This window comes from Enterovibrio gelatinilyticus (genome assembly GCF_028683095.1).
In the GTDB taxonomy this organism is placed as follows: domain Bacteria; phylum Pseudomonadota; class Gammaproteobacteria; order Enterobacterales; family Vibrionaceae; genus Enterovibrio; species Enterovibrio gelatinilyticus.
In genome coordinates, this window is the sequence record NZ_JAJUBC010000001.1 from 225624 (window position 1) to 248015 (window position 22392).

Annotated in this window: 19 protein-coding genes; 12 read left to right on the forward strand and 7 right to left on the reverse strand. The window is 46.9% G+C overall.

Translation table 11 applies throughout. The annotated features are described in order from the left end of the window. Positions 1-162 precede the first annotated feature (162 nt). Positions 163-858 (reverse strand): 16S rRNA pseudouridine(516) synthase RsuA, encoded by a 696-nt coding sequence (gene rsuA, locus LRP50_RS00975; protein ID WP_274162744.1) that lies wholly within the window; start codon positions 856-858, stop codon positions 163-165. A gap of 497 nt (positions 859-1355) precedes the next feature. Between rsuA and LRP50_RS00980 the strand changes: the two genes are divergently transcribed. The 3 genes from LRP50_RS00980 to rplY all read left to right on the forward strand — a co-directional run bounded on the left by LRP50_RS00980 (position 1356) and on the right by rplY (position 4234). Then, a complete protein-coding gene (locus tag LRP50_RS00980; RefSeq protein ID WP_274162651.1) occupies positions 1356-1823 on the forward strand; it encodes a GNAT family N-acetyltransferase in 468 nt (155 codons plus the stop codon). An 87-nt stretch (positions 1824-1910) separates the two neighbouring features. After that, positions 1911-3686: a DNA repair helicase RadD gene (gene radD, locus LRP50_RS00985; RefSeq protein WP_274162652.1), complete on the forward strand. Its 1776-nt coding sequence runs from the start codon at positions 1911-1913 to the stop codon at positions 3684-3686. Positions 3687-3955: 269 nt separating this feature from the next. Next, positions 3956-4234 (forward strand): 50S ribosomal protein L25, encoded by a 279-nt coding sequence (rplY, locus tag LRP50_RS00990; RefSeq protein WP_274162653.1) that lies wholly within the window; start codon positions 3956-3958, stop codon positions 4232-4234. A 143-nt stretch (positions 4235-4377) separates the two neighbouring features. Here the strand turns inward: rplY and LRP50_RS00995 are convergent, their stop codons facing one another. Further along, complete coding sequence (locus tag LRP50_RS00995; RefSeq protein ID WP_274162654.1) at positions 4378-4659, reverse strand: DUF1289 domain-containing protein; 282 nt, start codon at positions 4657-4659, stop codon at positions 4378-4380. 149 nt (positions 4660-4808) lie between these two features. Then, entirely contained in the window at positions 4809-7172 is a 2364-nt protein-coding gene (locus LRP50_RS01000; RefSeq protein ID WP_274162745.1) for a DNA polymerase II, read from the reverse strand. A 500-nt stretch (positions 7173-7672) separates the two neighbouring features. Here LRP50_RS01000 and LRP50_RS01005 point away from each other — a divergent pair, with 500 nt between their 5' ends. The 6 genes from LRP50_RS01005 to LRP50_RS01030 all read left to right on the forward strand — a co-directional run bounded on the left by LRP50_RS01005 (position 7673) and on the right by LRP50_RS01030 (position 15368). Then, the gene (locus tag LRP50_RS01005; RefSeq protein WP_274162655.1) at positions 7673-8416 is read left to right on the forward strand and encodes a winged helix-turn-helix domain-containing protein; all 744 of its coding nucleotides are present in this window, start codon (positions 7673-7675) and stop codon (positions 8414-8416) included. Next, positions 8362-10929 (forward strand): PAS-domain containing protein, encoded by a 2568-nt coding sequence (locus LRP50_RS01010; RefSeq protein WP_274162656.1) that lies wholly within the window; start codon positions 8362-8364, stop codon positions 10927-10929. The genes LRP50_RS01005 and LRP50_RS01010 overlap by 55 nt, the downstream gene beginning before the upstream one ends. A 176-nt stretch (positions 10930-11105) precedes the next feature. Then, entirely contained in the window at positions 11106-12128 is a 1023-nt protein-coding gene (locus tag LRP50_RS01015) for a sugar ABC transporter substrate-binding protein (protein ID WP_274162657.1), read from the forward strand. Positions 12129-12401: 273 nt separating this feature from the next. Next, positions 12402-13469: an ABC transporter permease gene (locus LRP50_RS01020; RefSeq protein ID WP_274162658.1), complete on the forward strand. Its 1068-nt coding sequence runs from the start codon at positions 12402-12404 to the stop codon at positions 13467-13469. Further along, positions 13466-14257 carry an ATP-binding cassette domain-containing protein gene (locus tag LRP50_RS01025; RefSeq protein ID WP_274162659.1) on the forward strand — a complete coding sequence of 264 codons (792 nt, stop codon included), beginning with the start codon at positions 13466-13468 and terminating at the stop codon, positions 14255-14257. The genes LRP50_RS01020 and LRP50_RS01025 overlap by 4 nt, the downstream gene beginning before the upstream one ends. A gap of 166 nt (positions 14258-14423) precedes the next feature. Further along, entirely contained in the window at positions 14424-15368 is a 945-nt protein-coding gene (locus LRP50_RS01030; protein WP_274162660.1) for a substrate-binding domain-containing protein, read from the forward strand. A gap of 50 nt (positions 15369-15418) precedes the next feature. Here LRP50_RS01030 and LRP50_RS01035 read toward each other — a convergent pair whose 3' ends face one another. Further along, on the reverse strand, positions 15419-16327 hold the full coding sequence (locus LRP50_RS01035; RefSeq protein WP_274162661.1) for a DMT family transporter: 909 nt from the start codon (positions 16325-16327) through the stop codon (positions 15419-15421). A 211-nt stretch (positions 16328-16538) separates the two neighbouring features. Here LRP50_RS01035 and LRP50_RS01040 point away from each other — a divergent pair, with 211 nt between their 5' ends. Beyond that, positions 16539-17228 carry a DUF2786 domain-containing protein gene (locus LRP50_RS01040; RefSeq protein WP_274162662.1) on the forward strand — a complete coding sequence of 230 codons (690 nt, stop codon included), beginning with the start codon at positions 16539-16541 and terminating at the stop codon, positions 17226-17228. A gap of 338 nt (positions 17229-17566) precedes the next feature. Further along, positions 17567-18550, forward strand: a complete 984-nt coding sequence (locus LRP50_RS01045; RefSeq protein ID WP_274162663.1) for an OmpA family protein — start codon at positions 17567-17569, stop codon at positions 18548-18550. A 75-nt stretch (positions 18551-18625) separates the two neighbouring features. Here LRP50_RS01045 and LRP50_RS01050 read toward each other — a convergent pair whose 3' ends face one another. Next, positions 18626-19192 (reverse strand): gamma-glutamylcyclotransferase family protein, encoded by a 567-nt coding sequence (locus LRP50_RS01050; RefSeq protein ID WP_274162664.1) that lies wholly within the window; start codon positions 19190-19192, stop codon positions 18626-18628. Positions 19193-19486: 294 nt separating this feature from the next. Between LRP50_RS01050 and LRP50_RS01055 the strand changes: the two genes are divergently transcribed. Then, positions 19487-20980: a carboxypeptidase M32 gene (locus tag LRP50_RS01055; protein ID WP_274162665.1), complete on the forward strand. Its 1494-nt coding sequence runs from the start codon at positions 19487-19489 to the stop codon at positions 20978-20980. A gap of 116 nt (positions 20981-21096) precedes the next feature. Here LRP50_RS01055 and LRP50_RS01060 read toward each other — a convergent pair whose 3' ends face one another. Together LRP50_RS01060 and LRP50_RS01065 are read right to left on the reverse strand one after the other, a co-directional pair. Further along, positions 21097-21534: a GNAT family N-acetyltransferase gene (locus LRP50_RS01060; RefSeq protein ID WP_274162666.1), complete on the reverse strand. Its 438-nt coding sequence runs from the start codon at positions 21532-21534 to the stop codon at positions 21097-21099. A gap of 62 nt (positions 21535-21596) precedes the next feature. Next, positions 21597-22391, reverse strand: a complete 795-nt coding sequence (locus LRP50_RS01065; RefSeq protein ID WP_274162667.1) for a sulfotransferase family protein — start codon at positions 22389-22391, stop codon at positions 21597-21599. Position 22392: the final 1 nt, after the last annotated feature.

Genomic DNA, 22392 nt, shown 5'->3' on the forward strand with positions numbered 1-22392 from the left:
ATCATCACGATAAGATATATCCATCGCACTGCCATGCACAACTCCCCGGTCTGGTGACTGACTGGAAAGCGCATACAAAAAACGCTGCGAGAACATATCTTCGCAGCGTTTTTGAATTTGAACCAAGAATCGTTAAATAATCAGTGCGTTCTAGGCATTATTTTATGGCAGAAAGAACGCAATCTCTTCTTGCGTTAGCGAGCGGTATTCACCCGGCTGAAGTGATTCATCAAGCACCAGTTCGCCCACTGATTCACGGTGCAGGCCAACAACTTTGTTTCCTACCGCTGCAAACATACGTTTCACTTGGTGGTATTTGCCTTCGTGGATCGTCAACAAGGCTTCTTTTTCTGCCAGCACTTCAAGTTGAGCAGGCAAGGTGTCCGATTTCTCGCCGCGAAGTGCAACGCCGTCTGTGAACGCTTCTGCAGTGTCATCAGAGATAGGATCGTCCAACCAAACGCGATAGGTTTTATCGCACTTGTGTTTAGGTGATGTCACTCGGTGAGACCATTGTCCGTCATCAGTCAGAAGTAGAAGACCGGTGGTATCACAATCTAGGCGTCCAGCAATGTGCAGCTTTTCTGCACCAACTTCTTCTAGTAGAACAAAAACCGTAGGGTTATGCCCGTCTTCATGTGAGCACACATAGCCCTCAGGCTTGTTCATCATGATGTAACGAGGACCAGACAAACGCAGCGACGCACCATCGAACTCAACATCTGCATCTTCTGCAATTTTCACTGCGCCACTCTTAACGATGTCACCGTTAACCGTCACGCGTTTTTCTTTAAGCAGCCTAGCTGCTTGAGTACGAGTAACGCCTACCGTTTCACAAAGAAATTTGTCTAGCCTGATCATTGTCTATTGTCCGTGATGCTCTTAAAGCGCGCATTATAGGAAGTTCGACATAAAGGTACAGTTAAAAACGCATATTCAATCTCATATTACGAGAATGAAATTGCACTCTTGCTCCGTCTGTCTATAACTAAGAGGTGGCGAACTTAACATATTCGTTACAGTCTAATCCTGAGATCTTCTTTTTATATTTATACCCAAGCAACCCGAAGATGCAGGATTCAGCGAGCTTGACTGGCACGATGCTCAAGGCATCCCTTTGTCGGTGTAGCGATCTCCATCAAAAAGGGATAACACCGAGCATAACGTCAGTAAAATCGCCAGGAGGGAGGTCATCAGAGTGTTCGATTCAAGGCAAATTCGTGTAGGAATAGTCATTCTATTTCACTGGAATTTAACGATGAAGTGGACACTCTGATGACCTCGAAATCTAGCATCTTCATGTTGTTTGGGTATATACTCTCGCATTGGTTAACATGTTGATTAGGGAAGAATTTATGAATATATCTCTGCAGTCTCCTTCCACAGAGTCAATGCCAAGGCTCCTTGAGCTGTCAAAACACATGCATGATCACGAAGCACTCTCCTTTGATGTAGAGCATGTCACGTCCGCTTTCAATTTCTTGATTGCGAATCCTGCACATGGTGACGTATTCCTAATCGCCCTAGAGCAAGACGGCGAGGAAGAAATCATTGGCTTTGTCGTAATTTGCTACAGTTTTAGCATTGAGCTAGGTGGTCGAATCGCAGTGATAGATCAGATTTTTCTATCCCAAGATTGGCGACGTCAAGGTGTCGGTTCGTATGTATTACCGAACATTGAATCTCACGTACAAACACGCGACTGCCATGCTGTGATTCTAGAAGTGAATATCGGTAATAGTGGTGCACGTGAGTTCTATGAGCAATTTGACTACATGCCGCGTCGCCAACATTGTCTGATGACAAAGCGAATGGTGCGTTAGAACGGGAAACGGAGTTGCTAGATCGCTAGCTAAAGTCCCCATCCCTCGCTACACTGGGCAGCCAAAAACAGCTGCCTTTTTAATTGCATGTATACCCTTCGTCCTTACCAATCTGACACTGTAAAAGCGGTTGTTCATTACTTCCGCCAACACTCCACGCCTGCCGTTGCGGTACTGCCCACGGGTGCTGGAAAGAGCTTAGTGATTGCTGAATTGGCCAAACTTGCCCGCGGTCGGGTTCTTGTGCTTGCTCACGTAAAAGAACTGGTTGAACAAAATCATGAAAAATACGAAGGATATGGGCTTAAAGGCGGCATTTTTTCTGCAGGTTTAGGCCGTAAAGAGAGCTCGGACAAAGTCGTGTTCGCCTCTGTGCAATCTGTTGTTCGAAATCTTGACGCATTCAAAGATCAATTTTCACTACTCGTTATCGACGAGTGCCACCGCGTACCGGACAACGAAGACAGCAGTTACCGCAAAGTGATATCCCACCTTCAGCAGGTTAACCCTGGCATTAAAGTACTCGGTCTAACAGCAACACCGTACCGACTGGGAATGGGCTGGATTTACCAATTTCACACTGCCGGACGGGTCCGAAGTGAAAAGTTCCGCTTCTTTCGTGATTGTATTTTCGAGCTGCCTATTCGCTTCTTGCTGGATGAAGGGTTTCTAACTGAAGCAAAAGTCTTAGATGCTCCAGTACTGAGCTATGATTTTTCCTCACTAAAGGCGTCTCCTACTGGCTTTTATAAAGAAGCGGATCTCGACCGTGTCATAGAAAATGCGCCACGAGCCACCCCTCAAATCGTTGAGCAGGTAATGCAGTACGCGAAAGATCGCCATGGCGTGATGGTGTTCGCAGCAACGGTTAGACACGCCCAAGAAATCCTTACACTGCTTCCCCCTGAAGAATCCGCATTAGTGATCGGCGACACGCCCTTGGATGAGCGTGACGACATCATCCAACGCTTTAAGAAGCGGCAAATTAAATACCTGGTCAATGTGTCAGTTCTCACCACGGGGTTTGATGCACCCCATGTCGATCTGATCGCCATATTACGCCCTACTGAATCTGTCAGCCTCTATCAACAAATTGCGGGACGAGGTTTACGCCTTTCTCCAGGCAAAAAAGATTGCCTCATTCTGGATTACGCCGGCAACGTCTATGACCTTTATCAACCCGAGATTGGCGATCCAAAGCCGGATAGTGACAGTGAGATTGTGACCGTTCCTTGCCCTGCGTGCGGGTTCAATAACAATTTCTGGGGAAAACTCGACGATAACGGCTATCTGATTGAACATTACGGTCGTCGCTGTCAGGGATATTTTGAGGACGACGAAGGCGAACGGGAAATCTGTGGTTATCGCTTTCGCGCCAAGTATTGCAGCGAATGTGGTGCAGACAACGACATTGCCGCACGACGTTGCCATCAATGCGATCATATTCTTGTCGATCCAGACAAAAAATTACGTGATGCATTGAAGCTCAAAGATGCCATGATCATGGCATGCGCCGACATGCGTCTGGTGGCGGGAAGAAATAAATTCGATAAGCCGCAGCTTAAAGTCACTTACATTGGGCATGATGGTGCCGAGATTCATGAAGTCTGGCCGCTTTCAACAAAACGACAAAAAGAAGAGTTTCTGGCTAAGTTTATCAACCCGCACTTGGTTGACCGTCATCGCCCGTTTACCGACACTGCACCGTCAAAGATCGTTAAAGCCGAGCACAGGCTTCGACTTCCAGATTTTGTCGTAGCGCGTAAAAATGGCCGATTTTGGGCGATACGCGATAAAATATTCGACCTCGATCAGTTTGCATCACAACAGCAAGTGACCGAGATGATCAACAACGCGGCATGATTAATGAGCCATTCGCTTCGCCGTTTGGCGACTCACCAATAAACGAGTAAAATCACCGCCACAACATATTATCTAAGCGCAATGACACGCATAACGTAGCGTTATCGCTCAAAGCTCCACCAATCGGGCGCCAGATCTAGCATAAGCCCCCGATAACACTTGTTAATCTCATAGGTGGGTGGTAGTATCCGCGCTCGATTTACTTGGTATCTAGATTGGTCGCAAGCTGGGTACTTATTTTCAACTCTCTATTTTAAAGAGTATTTATTATGAAATTCGAAGCAGTAGTACGTACTGAGCAGGGTAAGGGTGCGAGCCGCCGCCTGCGTCTAACTAACCAATTCCCAGCAGTAGTTTACGGTGGCGAAGCAGCTCCAGTTGCAATCGCACTTGAGCACAACATCGTGATCAACCAAATGGATAAGCCTGAGTTCTACGAAGCGATTACTCTAGTAATCGACGGCCAGGAAGTTAGCGTTAAGCCACAAGACATCCAACGTCATCCGTTCAAGCCTAAAGTCATGCACATGGACTTCATCCGCATCTAATTGCGTTTGAGCTTGAAGGCTCTTCACTCTTTCAAGATGTGAATGAGACGAAAAAAAGCGCCGTTTATCGGCGCTTTTTTTATGTCTATTACTTGGCACTTGGCAGATAACTCAGGTAAAAAGCCAAACAATGCTACTTCGTTTTAGGCGTCATCACCTGGCGATTCATCATCAGCAAACAAAGATTGCTGTGGGTTGGTCTCTTCTGCACTCTGCATTGCGTCTTTGGCGAGCTTGGCCTTCAAAATACGCTGGTATCGTTGCTTACAAAGACGAACCACATTACGTCTCTGTTCACTGCTAAAGTCATTCCATTGAAACCGCTCATCCCTGCTGCGAAAGCAACCTTTGCAATACCCTTTGTTATTGGCCTGACAAACACCAATACACGGGCTGGGTACTGTAAAGAAATCAAGTTGCTCCAATTTCGCACCTCGTTGCGTGGCTAGCGTTTGTATTCATTCAAACGACTTTCGGCAAGAAAAGCAAATCAGATAAGAGACTGAATGCACAAAGTGATGCAGCGCTATCACTCATCACTCCAACTCATAGTAATAGTTATCGTCATCATTTGTCAGAACAGCCCCAATTGAGGCATCGACAATGCGTCGAAGCTTTTCCCTATGAAAGGCAAGATACCGTCCGCAATCGGTTTCAACTGTTTATCAACGTAATGCTGGTAGTCATACTGACTTTCTAACGCTTCCAATGGTTCAGGTCCATTCAACGTAATGACATACTCGATCCAGCCACAATGCTGATATTGCTTCGCCCTGCCCAGCTTTTCATTTACCGCATCGGCTTTGCGTGCCGCTCTCACATGCGGAGGAACATTCTTTTCATAATCCGACAACTTACGGCGAAGTCGCTTTCTATATATCAGCTTATCATTATTGTGACCGCGTAATGTATCTTCCACCATTTGTCGGACATAGTCTTCAATGTCTTCTCCATCGAAGACCCGTTGGTACAAAGTTTGCTGAAACTCTTGGGCAAGTGGCGTCCAATCTGTTCTCACCGTTTCTAACCCTTTGTAAACAATGTGGCGCTCGCCATGTTTATCGACCAAACCGGCATAGCGCTTTTTGCTTCCCGTATCCTGACCACGGATGGTTGGCATCAAGAATTTCTGGTAATGCGTTTCGTACTCGATTTCGAGCGAAGATGGGATCTGATATTCATCACTTAAGTGCTTATCCCACCATCGGTTAATGTGCACCACCAGCGCCTGCCCCACTTCGTCAGCTTCTTCATTACTGAATTCTCGCCCCAAAGACACAAAGGTTGAATCCGTGTCTCCGTAGATCACTTCATAGCCTTGGTTTTCAATCAACTCTCGCGTTAGCTTCATGATTTCATGACCACGCATGGTAATTGATGATGCCAAGCGGTGGTCAAAGAAACGACAACCGGATGAACCCAGAACCCCGTAGAAGGAGTTCATGATGATCTTAATCGCTTGAGAAAACGCCTTCTCACCTTGTCGCTTAGCTTCATCTCGCGCTTTCCAGAGATTTTCAATCATCGCGGGAAGAAAATGTTTCTCTCGGTGGAAGATACCGCCCCGAAATCCAGGTACTGTCGTGCTTTCATCTTCGGATTTCAAACCTTCGATCAGGCCTAGCGGATCAATCAAAAACGTCCGGATAATGGAGGGATACAGGGATTTGAAGTCGAGAACCAATACCGAACCATATAGCCCCGGCTTACTGTCCATCACATAGCCACCCGGGCTAGCTATCCAGTTCTCACTGGTCAGCGTCGGGGCGACATAACCAGCACGGTGCAAACGTGGCATATAGAGGTTGGTAAACGCAGCCACTGACCCACCAATACGATCAAGCTCAATACCAGTTAAACGACTGCGCTGAATGAGAAACTCCATCAAATGCGTTTCTGAAAATATACGGTTTACCAGCACGCAGTCTTGCAGGTTGTATTTGGCCAGCGCGGGCTTATCGTCACGAAACATACGGTTGATAGAATCCATGCGGTCATACGGATTATCTATCGCCTTTCCTTCGCCAAACATGGTTCTAGATACGGACTCCAAAGACCAAGAGCGAAAACTGTAGGTCGCGGTTTTCAAGGCATCAATTCCGTCAATCACCACGCGTCCCGGCAAGGTAATAAATCCCTGACGGCTGTTATTCGAATCACGCCAATGCGCTTTTTCTCTGCCTCTACCCAACCGTAATTCAATGTTGTTAAACGCCGCGCGCTTCATGAGCAGGCGGAAATCAAAGTCAACCACACTCCAGCCCACCACTACATCGGGATCAAAGCGGTCAAACCATGTATTCAGCGCCTTAAGCAACGCGAGTTCGTTTTCGACCCAGTCAATCCAAGGCATTTCATCAGCATTATCTGGTGTGGGACCAACTATGATCACTCGGCTATCCATTTCACTGTCGAAACCAATGGAGTACAACACGCCTTTCTCGGAGCATTCAATGTCCAACGAAACTCGAGAAAGCGACGTGGAATACTCTGACGCTTTGGTTTTGACATTTCGATACTCAACGAAACCATTGCGCTGTGAGGCTGTGCCTGAAAACGTCAATCCACCACAGATAAAACGCTCCATCAGATATCTGTCTGATAACCGAACATCTGCTTCAAAGGGATCGAAGCCTTCCGCTTGCAGTATTCTCGACGCTCGCGTTGCTGCGCTGATCGTATTGAAATAGACACCAGAAATAGCTCGGTGCGAAAAGTCAGAAAGGCCAAGTGGTTTGCATTGAAAAGAAAGACCAGAGGATGACAAAGACTGCTGCACGGAATCAGCATCTGCGCTTGCCACAAAGAATACGGGTTTCTCGCCAGTGATGACGAGCTTGGCAGGGCCTGTCACTGTCTGCACCCAAAGAACAAGCTCAGTGGTATCACCGATGTCGCGACTATGGCGACTGATTAGAAATCCTTCTTGGTATTGCAAAGTAGCCTCAGAGATTAGATTGACCTTGGCAGTATATACCCAATCAACCTGAAGATGCTCGATTTCAGAGGCCATCAGGACGTTCAATTCAAGGCAAATTCTTGTAGAAATAGTCATTCTATCTCACAGGAATTTAACGAAGAAGTGGACGCACTGAGGGCCTCCCTTCGGGCGAGTTTACTGACGCCATGCTCGGTGTTATCCCTTTTTGATGGAGATCACTACATCGGCAAAGGGACGCCTTGACCACGACGTCAGTAAACCTCGCTGAATCCTGCATCTTCAGATTGTTTGGGTATATACCCAAGCAACCTGCAGGTCTCCGCGGATAACCAAGCCTAACTAAAATCAATTCACGGATATATCAAAGACAAAGCGGGTGAAGTCTACAACGTTGGACGCCTTTTATTGTTTCAGTCTTCTACTTTTAAAGTCTTTACAGGCCACAGTAACGAGAAACACTGGACGGCGGAAAAGGAATTAAAAGTAAAGGAGCTACTATGAGCAGTGTCGCTTCCCACATTGTCGTCGTTGATGACGAGCAAGATGTCAGGGCTGTATTAACAGACGCATTACGTCAAATTGGTTACACTGTCACACCAGTTTCGAACAGTCAGGAAATGCAAGCAACCACCGATGTAGACCTAGCAGTGATTGACCTGCGCTTGCACAATGAAGACGGCTTGCAACTGGCGCGACAGCTTAGAGCGAGCAGCGACATTCCCATCATGATGTTAACCGGCAAAGGCGACGAAACAGACCGTATCATTGGCCTTGAAGTCGCGGCGGATGACTACATGATGAAGCCATTCAACCTTCGCGAATTTACAGCCCGTGTCAATGCACTATTGCGCCGAAGCCAAAACACCTCACTGCAACGCTTACCGATTGAAAACAATGAAACCGTCTATCAATTCGCCGATTGGACGTTGTTTCTTTCTCGCCGCCAACTTCAGCATGCCAACGGGAATCAACCTTGCCTGACTTACGGCGAGTTTTCTCTGTTGGAGGCGTTCATCTCTTCACCTCAACGCGTACTGACTCGCGAACACTTGATGGAGCGAACACATGGCTACGATTCAGATTCCATGGATCGCACCATTGATGTCTTGGTTGTTCGTCTTCGGCGGAAAATTGAGGCCAACCCGAGGATCCCTCGCCTCATCAAAACTGAACGAGGGGTTGGCTATTGTTTCGATTCGCCCGTGACAAAACGAGTTCAACGAGCGAACAACGCCAGTTAATGCGCAGAAAGAGTATTCGCCCTCACTTAATGCTGACGCTATCCGTGTTGCTGATACTGACGACACTGATGGCGGGGTTTTCTTTGTTCACACTTTGGCAAAACCAGTATCTTTTAGACAGGATCACACAAACCACACTGGTAGATACCCAAACCGCATTAAACCTTTCAGAAGGTGTGGCGCAAATCGCTGCTTTAGCACCATATACCGCCGCCTCCGCAAGGCCTCATCAGATTCAAAATGAGAAGAAACAACTCCAAGCGAGAGCTGATGCGCTGAGCGATGAAGCGCTGAGTTTGACAACAGCCACTTACGCAAGCGAATTAAGCCAGCGCATTCAGGAAGTAGAAGTCACGCTCGACAAACTCATGTCGAATGTCGAACGAGAATTGTTTATTCGTGAAGATCTCATGGCGCAGCAATTTTCGCTGGATTCACTGAACGAACACCCTTTCGGTCAACCTTTTATAACGGCTTTTCGCCAAGACCCTACACGTATTTCTCAAGGTTGGATTCAGCAGGTAACCCGTTCTTTGGAGCAAGCTCACTTGAAATCGCCGCTGCCCGTCCAACAAATCATGCCGGTTCTTGCATCACTCACACGAGGTAATGCGCATATCAAGTCCTTGAGAGCTGAAAACGCGTTTCTATTGGCTTCCATCAGAGCTCACTCAGATAGGATGACAGAGCATGTCCGCGACATAGTCGCAGCCCACCAGAAAGAGGTGAGTGAACAGCAACGGCTTGCCCAATCCGCCATTAACCGAGTGATGTTGGTGATGGTGTTGATATTGCTATCATTGGTGATTGGGGTGTTCTACCTCTATCGCTTTAATGATCGCATGGCAAAGGATCTGGTCAGCGTCACCGATGAAATGCTCAACCTCGTGCACGGTGATACAAACCAAACACCAATCGAACTTTCTCGCCAAGATGAAATTGGAAAACTAGCGACCGCTTTCTTGGCTTTTCAGAAAAATGCCGTCGAAAAAGCGCGTATCACACAAGACCTTTTTAACCAAAATGTCCTCCTCGAAACGATTTTCCACGAAATGCAGGATGGCCTCAGTGCATTTGATGGCAACAACCGTTTGTTAGCGTGGAACAATAAATATGCGTCTTTGCTCGGTCTTGAACACAGCCAACTTGCGCTAGGTATGTCAATTGAAGAGATCCAACAGCAGCTATCCCCTCGACGACAACAAGTAGTGACAGAGAATGGGCTACAAGATGATGCTTACACCCATCTAAGGCATAAAGAGCCGCTTCTTTTTGAACGTCACTTTAAAGATGGGCGAATTATCGAGTATCGCAGTCAACCTATCCCTTCTGGCGGCTTTATTACGCTATATCGAGATTTAACAGAAATTCGTCAGATCGACTTGGCGCTCAAGCAATCACAGAAAATGGAAACACTCGGGCAGCTTACTGGTGGCATAGCCCATGACTTCAACAACCTACTATCCGCCCTAAATGGCAACCTCGAGTTGCTTGATATCTCTAACGCCCTCGACGACACCAGCCGACGTTATTTAACAAGGGCCTTGTCGGTGACAGAAAAAGGCAGTCAACTCATTGAACGCCTACTTTCATTCAGCCGAACACAACCATTAAACCCTGAGCCCGTCAACTTGATGCAAACCATCGATGAATTATCCGATCTCATGGAATACTCTTTGGACTTCAACCAACAACTCTCCATCATTCATTACCCTCAAGACATCGACATCTATGTCGACAAAAGTGGTTTGGAGAATGCACTGATGAATTTACTTCTCAATGCCAATGCCGCCATGTCTAATGGGGGAACAGTCACCCTCACTACACGTCTGTGTTGTTTGCTTCGCCAACAACAATTGGCAGTTATCATTGATATTGAAGACACAGGCTGCGGCATTCACCCCGAATATATCAGCAAAGTGATGGAGCCGTTTTTCTCTACCAAGGAAAAAGGCAAAGGCAGCGGTTTGGGGCTCAGTATGGTCTATGGGTTTGTCGAGCAATCATCAGGAGACATCACGATTGAATCCCGTCAGGGTAAAAGCACGACAATCAGCATGCTTTTGCCCATCTACGACTCCCAATCAGTCCGAGTGCCTCAATATGACCATTCAACCCCCACAAATATGGACACAATCGATCTCAACGGGGTATCAATTCTCTTAGTGGATGACGACAGTGACGTTTCACAACCCATCGCCCAGCTACTCGAAGAACAAGGCGCAACGGTCATGTTGGCAAGATCAGCCAAAGAGGCGCTAACGCTCAGTGATACCACCAAACATGACTGCGTGATAAGTGACATCAACTTAGGCGACACAGAAACAGGGATCGGATTAAGAAACACTCTACAAGGCCACCACCCCTCTTTGCCCGTTGTTTTGATGTCAGGACTGCCTAAAGCCCAACTTATCGAGCAGTTTGGTTATGATACGAACTGGGAGCTGATCACAAAACCCATCACTCGCTACGCCCTTTTCACCGCGCTGAATCGCGTTTTATCAATGCATTAGCGTCTTTGTTTCAATTGTGAATGAAATGATTTTCTGATTGAAACTAACTGTTCGTTTTCATTTGCCAATCTCTTTAGCGAAGCAACCTCACGGATTGTGGTTTTCACAGAAGGGATAGACAACATTACCCCTTTAACCCGAGCCAGAGGAGCATGTCGTTTATAAGGAGATCTGTCATGAAATCACTGATACGTAAAGCCGTTCTCGCCGCCTTCATCGCCGCTGTTCCCCTCTCACAAGCCGCCGCCGAGGAAGTGCTTGTCGGCTTAATTACCAAGACCAACACGAATCCCTTCTTCGTCAAAATGAAGGAAGGTGCGCAAGAGAAAGCGGAAGAAATGGGCGCAAAACTCAGTTCATTCTCTGGTCGATTCGATGGCGATACCGATTCACAAGTTCAAGCAATTGAAAATCTGATCGCTGCGGGAGCAAAAGGCATATTGATCACCCCGAGTGATCCTCAAGCCCTTGCGCCAGCGGTTAAGCGCGCCCGAGATGCTGGTGTGATTGTCATTGCTTTAGATACTCCCTTTTCACCTGCGAACGTCGCCGATGCAACCTTTGCCACCGATAACTTCAAAGCCGGCCAGCTTATCGGGGAATGGGCGAAATCCAAAATGGGTGACAACGCAAAAAATGCCAAGATCGCTCTGCTTGATTTGAGCACCGCAAACGTCACAGTAGATGTCGCTCGTGACCAAGGTTTCCTCACTGGATTTGGCATTGATACCAATGACCCGAACATAAATCGCGACGAAGACGATCCTCGTATCGTTGGCAATGACGTAACACAAGGTTCTGAAGAAGGAGGTCGTCGTGCGATGGAGAACCTTCTGCAAAAAGACCCTGACATCAACCTTGTATATACCATTAATGAGCCTGCAGCTGCTGGCGCTTATGAAGCCTTAAAAGCACTAGGTCGACAAGATGATGTGTTGATTGTGTCTGTCGATGGTGGCTGCCCTGGTGTCGATAACGTTGAAGCTGGTGTGATCGGCGCAACGTCGATGCAGTTCCCTCTTCGGATGGCGTCATTAGGTGTAGAAGCCGTGGTGGAATACGCAAAATCCGGCGTGAAACCGGGTGCTACACCGGGTAAATCATTTTACGACACGGGTGTTGAGTTGATTACTGATGAACCCGTGGCGGGTGTGGCTTCTTCAACTGCCAAACAAGGCAAGGCTAAGTGCTGGGGTTAAGTACAGGTTGAGGGGCTTTTGCCAAACACATTGGCTAACCACTCCTCCAACAGCGAAATCAGAGAAGGCATAGTGCCTTCTCTGACAGATCAGCAATCCTGAAATACCAAGTGACAACGTCACCAAATAGTGGCTCACACAGCTGTTGTAAACCTGCTAAGTCTCTAAGTTAATTGGATGTAAGTTAATTGGCTGTAGTTTGATTGGCTGTAAGTTACTTAGCGGTAAGTTGCTTGGATATTTTGAATCACGGACGCACTCAGGAGCGCGTAAATGTCATCACCTCAGCATCCCTCACCTCACAGTTCCTCGGCTAGTCATCGAACTGCGGGTGACCAACTCCCAAACAATGACTTGAGCTTTGTTCAACGTATTCAACTCTACCTTCACAACCATCCAACCGCCATTCCCTGTTTGGTTCTGATATTGGCGGTACTATTTTTCTCCAGTTTAGTTGGGGACCGATTCTTCCACCCCTTCAACCTTTCGTTGGTGCTTCAACAAGTCACCATCATTGGCGTCATTGGCATAGCTCAAACCTTGATTATTTTGACTGCGGGCATCGACTTGTCTGTCGGCGCCATCATGGTGCTTTGCTCGGTCGTTATGGGCAGAGCAGCCATTGAGTTCGGACTTCCAGCGCCTGTAGCATTGTTTGCAGGGCTTTTGGTGGGTGCATTAGCTGGCATGGTTAATGGCTTGTTGGTGGCAAAAGTTAAACTGCCGCCGTTTATCGCCACATTAGGCACATGGAATATCTTCTTCGCACTGAATCTTTGGTATTCAAACAGTCAAACGATTCGCTCTCAGGTCATCGATCAACAAGCGCCACTTCTGCAATGGCTAGGTCATACCGTTGAAATTTTTGGTGCTCGCATTGCCTACAGTTCCATCTTCATGCTCGTGCTGTTTATTGTATTTTGGTACGCACTCAACTGGACAGCATGGGGACGGCATGTTTACGCCACTGGCGATGACCCAGACGCAGCAAGACTTGCAGGTATCCGAACCAAACGTATTCTTCTGTCGGTTTACATTACTGCTGGTGTGGTCTGTGCCTTGGCGGCTTGGGTACTAATAGGCCGAATTGGTTCTGTCAGCCCACAAGCAGGCTACACCGCGAACCTTGATTCCATTACCGCGGTGGTAATTGGTGGTACCAGCCTATTTGGCGGCAGAGGTTCAATTTTTGGCACCCTTATCGGTGCTTTGATTGTGGGGATATTTAGAAACGGCCTTGCCCTGTTGGGGGTAGACGTATTGTGGCAAGAATTCACTGTGGGTGTGTTGATCATTGTCGCCGTGAGTATTGACCAATGGATCAGGAGAGTATCGTCATGAGTGAATCGAATCCCCCCCCAGTTCTACAAGCGCGCGGATTGGTCAAACGCTATGGACGAGTCACCGCGCTCAATGGTGCCGATTTTGACTTAATGCCCGGCGAGATTTTAGCGGTTATTGGCGATAACGGTGCGGGTAAATCAAGTCTCATCAAAGCCCTTTCAGGTGCGCTTATTCCCGATTCGGGAGAAATCATGCTTGATGGCAAGCCTCTTCGGTTTAGCAACCCAATGCAAGCAAGAGAAGCCGGCATAGAGACCGTGTATCAAAATCTTGCCGTAGCCCCCGCTCTCAACATCGCTGACAACCTCTTTCTAGGGCGAGAAATTAGACGTAATGATTGGCGCGGAAAATGGTTTCGCATGCTCGACAAAAAAGCCATGCGAGAGCAAGCCAAAGAGAAACTCACCGAATTAGGCTTGCTGACCATTCAAGACATTACACAGGCGGTAGAAACCTTGTCTGGGGGACAACGACAAGGCGTGGCAGTTGCGCGATCCGCTTTATTTGGTTCCAAAGTCGTGATCATGGATGAGCCCACAGCCGCTTTGGGTGTAAAGGAATCAAGAAAGGTGCTCGATCTGATACTAGAAGTCAGAAACCGCGGCATGCCCGTGGTATTAATCAGCCATAATATGCCCCATGTGTTTGAGGTTGCTGATCGCGTTCATATCCATCGACTCGGCCAGCGTGTTGATATTATTTCGCCTCAGACGCATTCCATGTCAGATGCCGTTGCCATTATGACGGGCGCAATGGAACCCGGGACAACCGAATATACACGGTAGCACTACACCGCACTCACACAAAAGCTATAGGTTTTGGGTTTTGGGTTGTGAATGATGAGTTGTGTGGAGGGGCGAGGAACTATGGGCATGATCATTAATACCATCAAGAGGATGAAATGTGGTCGGTTCTTGGTTAGCGATTTGCGTGAAAGCCATGTATAGAACGATGCGTACATCAAAAGCAATATGCGGTTTACTGCTTTTTATCGGTTGCGTGTTATCGCCTTGGTCACAGGCTGGCGTTGTGGCTGGCATTAGCGTGTCAGACCTGACTAACCCCTACTTTGTGACCATGGTTCGCAGCCTGCGAGATGAATTACAGACGACATTTGGAGACGATGTTCGCCTCCTGGTTCGTTCAAGCGCTTATAATCACCCAAGACAAGTGCGGCAGCTTGAAGAGTTTGTCGCTGAAAAGGTCGACCTTATTTTTCTGGTCGCGTCAGATGAATATAAAATTGGCCCCGCAGTGAAGAATATTGTCTCTCAAGGCACCCCGATTTTTGCCATTGATGTACGCGCAAGTGGCGCAACAGCGACCATTACAACAGATAATATGCAGGCTGGCGAAATTGCGTGCGAAGGCTTGGCATCAGGGTTAAAAACTCAAGGGAACATTCTGATCATTAATGGTCCGCAAGTGTCTTCTGTGATTGAGCGCGTCGAGGGTTGTAAGCTCGCTTTGAAGCAATACCCTCACCTTGTTGTCATCAGTGATTCCTTAAACGGAACGGCGAGCATTGAAGGCGGATTAGAAAGCATGGCGTATGCATTGCAAGCTTACTCTCAAATAGACGGTGTTTTCGCGATCAATGATCGGACAGCATTAGGCGCTGAGCAAGCCATTGTTCAGGCAAACGCCAATACGCTCATCATGTCAGTCGATGGCAGCCCTGCAGCCAGAGACGCATTGATTCAAAAACGAAAAAGTTGGCTGGGCACTGCAACGCAGTTTCCTGATGCCATGAGCAAAGAAGCCGTCAAAATTGCAGCACACTGGCTCGAAAGCCAAGACGATGTCGATGTCGATGTCGATGAAATGAGAACAGAAGTGCTTATCCCTACCAAACTGATGACCCCGAACAACGCACAGTCGTTCACGGCTTGGTAGTCTATCGAGCCGTAATATTCAGTTGATGTCCACTCACTTCATGCCAACCATTACGCCACGGATGACTGTTTTTGTTCGCGACCAACAAAAGTCACAGTAATACCAAGCAGAATCACAACGGCGGAGATCATCATACGCATAGTGATCTCCTCTGACATAAAAGCAAATCCCGCTAAAGAAGCGAGGATAGGCACAGTCAATTGCATCACTCCGGCTTGCGTCGCTTTAAAGTGCTTCACAACGCCATACCAAATCGCATAGCCAATGGCTGAAGCAATAGCCCCAGATGCAACAGCAAGCCACACACCGTCTTTGGACAATGTATTCATCGGGATATTGAGCAAGAAAAACGGGACGACAAAGAAAAGGCTCAAACGAAAGTTAATACAATTCGCTTTCAGTTGCGGCACCTTCATTTCTTTGCCAAGAACACTGTATACACCCCACGCCACGCCTGAAATTGACATCAGTATCGATCCCCACATATGAGGCGCATTGACACCCGGCGACACCAGATACCCCAAACCACAGATAGCCGTTAATGCACCGATGTACTCCAGTCCACTGGCACCACCCTCTCTGTAATGCGCATAGGCAAACATGGTCAACTGCACAAATGCGAATAAGATGAGAGCCCCCATCCCTGCGTCTAAGTAGAGGTAAGCAAAAGAAAACGTTGAAGCATAGAGGAAGAGCATTGCTGCGGCGAGCCAATGCTCCATTGAGTGGTTGGCTAACTTACAGCTTTCTTCAGGTACATCATTTTTTTTGCCCATCACTGAAGCGAGAACAAACAACACAAACGCCCCAGAAGCGAGCCGAATGGACGTAAAGGAAGCAGGGTCAATATCTGTACCTGCAAGTGCCAATCGACACAGTACTGAGTTAGCCGCAAAGAGAGTCATCGCGAGAACCGCCATCAATATGTATTTCAGAGAAAAAGACCCTTTTTGCTGCATGAGATTCCCGCCCTAGCTATCCGTGCCAATAATGACCGTGGCGTGCTTCTCTATCTTTCACAAGTTTGAGAAAAAGAAAAACATTATTCGATGATGCGGAACTATCAGTCACTACTAAAAATGAAATTTCCTGCAACAATTAAACAATGCCATTTGGTTATTTGGCGATGAGAAGGTAAAATACTGCTCCCGTTTTTCAGTGGTGAAGTGAATGTCTGACGCTAAACGCAAAGCGCTTAAAAAGATTGCAAAATGTTTGGAACTGAGCAACTCATCCAACATAAACGAAGCCGCGCAAGCGATAAAAATGGCGCAAAGCCTGATGAAAAAATACGGCTTGGATCAAGACGATATTGATTTCATCAGAATGGGCAAAACCACGTCAGAAACCTTACTACCGACATCTATCAGTGACGCTATTCTTAAGATTATCCGTGGTATCAACACCCGATTCGGAGTCGAGTGCGTCCTGACGAATCACAAAGGTTTAAAGAAAGCAGAGTTTATCGGCGATGCTGATAGAGCCATCTTTGCCGCATTTGCATTTGATATTGTCTACCGTGAAATGAATGAGCACGTCGGTCAATTCCGTAACAGTTTCCAAGGCACGGGAACGTCACAGACCGAAATCACCCGTCGCATTGGATCGTTTACATTCGGTTGGCTTGACGGCGCACTTGCTAAACTCCCAAACATTGCCCCCGACGGCGATGCCGACAAAAAAATCAAAGACTATATCGATAGTCAGTTCAAAAACATCGACCGTGAAACTTTCAAGCAACAACTTCGCGATGCCATGAAAGGTATTACAGACGACTACGAAAAAGGCATGAAAAAAGGCAAACAAGTGTCGGTCAGTCGACCAGTGTCTGGAAAACAAGCAACAAAACGCCTTTACTGATAGTGAAAAGTAGGCGCTTCTGGGCGCCTCTACACCTTATTCCAATATATAAGAATCGTTCTCAACGCTGTAAATTCCACGCCTAATCTAACCGCAAGTCACTGAGTTTTAGTCACCTCTCGCCAAATTGAACTTTTTTTGAACACCGTTGTATTAAAAAAGCCTGAATTTTGCTCATATCTATTGTGTTGCAGTGTCTTCCCACCTAGCCTAGCTTTAAATCGCCGTAGGCTCGGTGATCAACAAAATTGCTAAATACGAACGAGTGATTGGTGACTTGTTAAGCAGTACCTGAGTCTCTTTTACCAAACCCTCTCTAGAAGGAATGGAGAAAACAAATGAAAAAAGCAGTGATAAGCCTTGGATTGATGGTGGCCTTGAGTCCAGTGGCAAGTGTATTCGCCCAAGATGATGCCAATTTTTATCTTGGTGGTCGAGTGGGCTCTTCCCAACTAGACGACGCATGCCAAATTGGTAGCTGCGACGACAACGATGTCGGTGGTGGTCTAATTCTGGGTTACGATTTTGGGAATAGCTTTTCAATCGAATCAACCTATGACTACCTTGGTCATTTTGATGCCAGCTACTCTCCAACCCCTGGCGCAATCAGCGGAGACCTAACTTCACTTACCTTAGCACCTAAGCTCGGCATTGGTATCACAGATGCCACCGACTTATACGGTAAAATCGGTGCAGCTTGGTGGAATTGGGATAGCAAAGCAGGCAATCAAGACGACCTTTCACTACTAGGTGCTATCGGTATTGATCACCGAGCGAATGACCTCGTTAACGTTCGTCTTGAATACCAATATATTCATGACATGGATGAAGCATACTTCAACGCTGATAATCATTTGATCAGTGCTGGTTTGACCTTCCATTTCGGCCGTACATCTGCGCCTGAACCAGTAATGGTTGTCGAAGAAGTCGTTGTTGTTGAAGAAGTGATCGAAACGAAGAAATACGTATTCTCTGAAGCTGACGACGTAGAACTTTTCGCATTCGGTAAATCAACACTTTCAAACGAAGCAACTCAACAACTGAACCCAATGCTTAAGCGCCTTCAAGATTTTGAAGAGTCTACCGCTATCATCATTGGTCACACTGACAGCGTTGGTTCAGAAGCATTCAACCAAACGCTTTCTGAAGAGCGTGCTCAAACCGTCGCTAACTACTTTACTGATAACGGCATCAGCGCAGACCGCCTGAGTGTTGTTGGTATGGGTGAAGGTGAGCCAGTAGCGTCTAACGATACTGAAGAAGGCCGTGCGAAGAACCGTCGCGTTGAGATTGAATCTCCTGAGTTTGTTTACGAAGAGTAATCACATTTAGTCAAACGACACGCCAAATCAAAAGCCACGTCTTATGACGTGGCTTTTTAGATTAATTGAACAAAATCAAATGCCAGTCGTCGGTTCACAGCCTAAAAGCAAAGCATCAATAACCGGACGGTCTTCGCTTCGCACACCCGCAACACGCTGATAAAGAGGACGAGAACGATCATTCAAACGGGGATATTGCCAACCGTGAGTGGTTGTTACGAATGTCTGTGCAAAATCAGCAGAATACCGAAGGCAACCAGCCATCACAGTATCAACGTAACTCTGCACCACTGGCTGAACCTTGCACGGAGTAATCACCTCTTCTGTCACGTAGACATAAACAGGCCCATCAATAACAAACGCATCATCCAATACCTCTACGCGTTCACTGTCCAACAATACCCGTTTATACCCTGCCTCACGAATATCAAAAACATCGAGCGCAGAGTCATCAATATGAATCAAAACGCCATTGCAGTAACCATCCCCTTCACGAACAACAAGTGGAGACATCTTGGCTGAACTCACTTTACTCCAATGACGCTGCAAACCAGACACCAGCGCTGGAAAGGTTTTCCCAGTCTCACCCGTCAGTCGTCTAGATTCGCCATTAATTAAACTGCCATATCCAAAAATGTACATAAATCCACTTCTTCTTTGTATTTCCTACAGAATACTCGACATACGCGTGCTAATGTCAAACAAACGAGGACATTGGCTGCACTAAGATAGGATAAAACACCTCGAACGCACTCTCAATCGGCGATTTTTCAAGCAGATAACGTTTGATTTCGTCATCATCATCGAAAAATTTAAGCTAAATAATAACAATGCGTAGTAACAGGATTATCATCGTCCTGATGAGCCTACCATGTTGGAATGGTTAGAATGGAATCTTTCACTGCTCACATTTGAGATACGAGATGGAATAACACTATGAAAGCGATAGAAAAATTAGAAAAGCAATTTCAAAAACTCGCAAGCTATGAACACTTAGCCGCCATTTGTGGTTGGGACCAAGCCGCAATGATGCCTTCAGGCGGCAACGAAGCACGCTCTCATGCAATGAGCGACCTTGCCGTGCTATGCCATGAAACACTCACCGACCCAAACATGAGCACTTGGATTAAAGAAGCGGAGCGAGACACGGAAACACTGACTGATGAGCAAGTCATTAACCTTCGCGAAATTAAACGCGTATGGACGCAGGCCACGCAACTGCCCTCTGAGTTGGTTGAGAAAAAATCCCTTATTGGTTCAAAATGCGAGCACGAATGGCGCAGCCAACGCACCAACAACGACTGGAACGGATTTGCAGAAAACCTCAAGAAAGTTGTTGAAGCAGCCAGAGAAGAAGCTAACACACGCGCTGGGCTTACCGGCATGCGACCATACGACGCCATGTTGGATCTTTACGAACCCGGTATGACAACTGAAAAGCTTGATGTGCTTTTTGGTGAACTGAAGACATGGTTACCAGCGCTCATTCAACAAGTGCTAGATAAACAAAGTAGCGTCAAGTTAAACGAACCTAACGGTCCATTCGAAACGGACAAACAAGCCGCGCTCGGCAAACAAATGATGCAAATTCTTGGCTTCGATTTCAATCATGGTCGCCTTGATGTCAGTACACACCCATTTTGCGGTGGCGTGCCTACAGATGTTCGCATTACCACTCGCTACGACGAGCAAGATTTCACCTCAGCTCTGATGGGTGTTGTTCACGAAACGGGTCATGCCCGCTATGAACAAGGCTTACCAAAAGCCTATCACGGTTTCCCCGCAGGCGAAGCCCGCTCAATGGGCATTCACGAAAGCCAGAGCTTGTTCTTTGAAATGCAAATGGGAAGAAATCCGCTTTTCGTAGACCACCTCGCCAAGCTATCTGCAGAAGCCTTCAACAAACAAGATGACGCTGCATTTAGTAGAGAAAACATCAACGCCCTCTACCAGCGCGTCCGACCTGGATATATCCGCGTAGATGCTGATGAAGTGACCTATCCTGCACACATCATTCTTCGCTTTGAGATCGAGCGCGACCTAGTCGAAGGCAAAATTGAAGTTGAGGATATTCCAACCCTGTGGAATGAGAAAATGCAGGAATACTTGGGCCTAACAACCGACGGCGAATACACTAATGGCTGCATGCAAGATATCCATTGGACCGACGGCTCATTTGGCTATTTCCCAAGCTACACGCTGGGTGCTATGTATGCCGCCCAATTTATGGCAGCAATGCGTAAAACGGTGGATGTAGATGCGTGTATTGAAGCACTGGATTTCGCGCCAATCAGCGCGTGGCTGGAAGCCAATATTTGGTCAAAGGGCTCAACACTGACCACTGACGAGTTGGTGATTCAGGCTACAGGTGAACCGCTGAATCCGGAGTATTTCAAACAGCACCTTATCGATCGCTACCTGAACAATTGATGAGAACTACCAGCGCAGCCATTGGCTGCGCTGGTGAATTCTGTCATATGGGGTTTAAAAACAGAAAAGAGGTTCAATTCATCATACAACGATGGCTGAGGCACGTTTGCACTCTATTACTGATAAATTAAAGGGAAAAAACGCTCCATAAAAATCTCTGGCTTAGAAAGTTCGGCGAACCCAATTTTTCTGTACAGGTTTTGGCCTTCAGGCGTGGCTGCCAGGGTCCACCGTCTTAACCCTTGTAGATCTGGGTGTTCAACAATGCAGTTAAGCAACCAGGTCGCTATACCTTGGTGGCGGTAATCAGGCAACACAAAAACATCAACCAGATTTGCAAACGTTGCACAGTCGGAGATCACTCTGGCAAAGCCAATTTGTCGATTCTGACTATAGATACCAAAGTTGACTGAGCGCGAGAGCGATTTTTCTACCGTTTGGAGAGGGATACCTTTGGCCCATCTTGATTCTTCACATAGAAACTGATGGATCAAAGAAACATTTAACCTCTCGATGTTGGTGTCTATCTCAAATGCATCTTTTTGCCATTTCATGGCCATCTCCCTATTCGTATCAATGTTGAATTCCATTTCACTTAAAAACAGTAGTAGAAGCTTCAGTAAGTTCTGAGCGAAGCGCAGTCCAAAAGAGTATTGCACAGAGGAAGAACCCTCTCTTCAATTTCATCAATGACTTCTTCATAGAGCATGTCATATCCCCTTCCTACGCTATCCGCATCAATGATCTTCCTTGTGTCAATCATTGGGTCTTCGATGCCTCGTCTTCGCTCAGAAGATTGCCAACCATTTAACATGCAATCTTCAAAACTCTCACCGATTGAGTGCATGAGCCTTGTGAGGTTTGCCTTTGGATCAAACACGAGATCTTCATATCTGATGACATGTATGTTCGAACCATTTTGAAGGCGCTCTATGATGGTCTTCAGATCAGTCATGTACCATTCCATCTTTGCATCAAATGATTCTGGAACACTGTATTTGAACTCAATTTCGGCCAAAGAAGCCAATGTATCTACAGGATGTCGTTGGATGTAAACAATGTCGTAGCAGTCTCTCCCGAGAAGATCATCCCATTGAGGGAGATAACGAATTGAGTCAGGGTTTTTGTCCGCCCAACGCTGCTTTTGGTATTTTTTGCACAACAAATCATAGGTTTTAAGCAGCGCCTCTCCCCAAAATGGAAGAAATTCCTGCGTAGCCAATCCCTGATCTTCCAGCGTGCGAAAAAGTCGATTACTCGCTAACGGATCATCAAAGCTATCTCCAAATACATTTGAAAAAAACTTTATCTGAGGTCCACAGTAAATGCGGCTGTGAGCGTCAAGCAACCGTCTCAACAGTGTTGTCCCAGACCGGTAGAAACCAGTGACTATAATCGGCGTGTTTCTCATT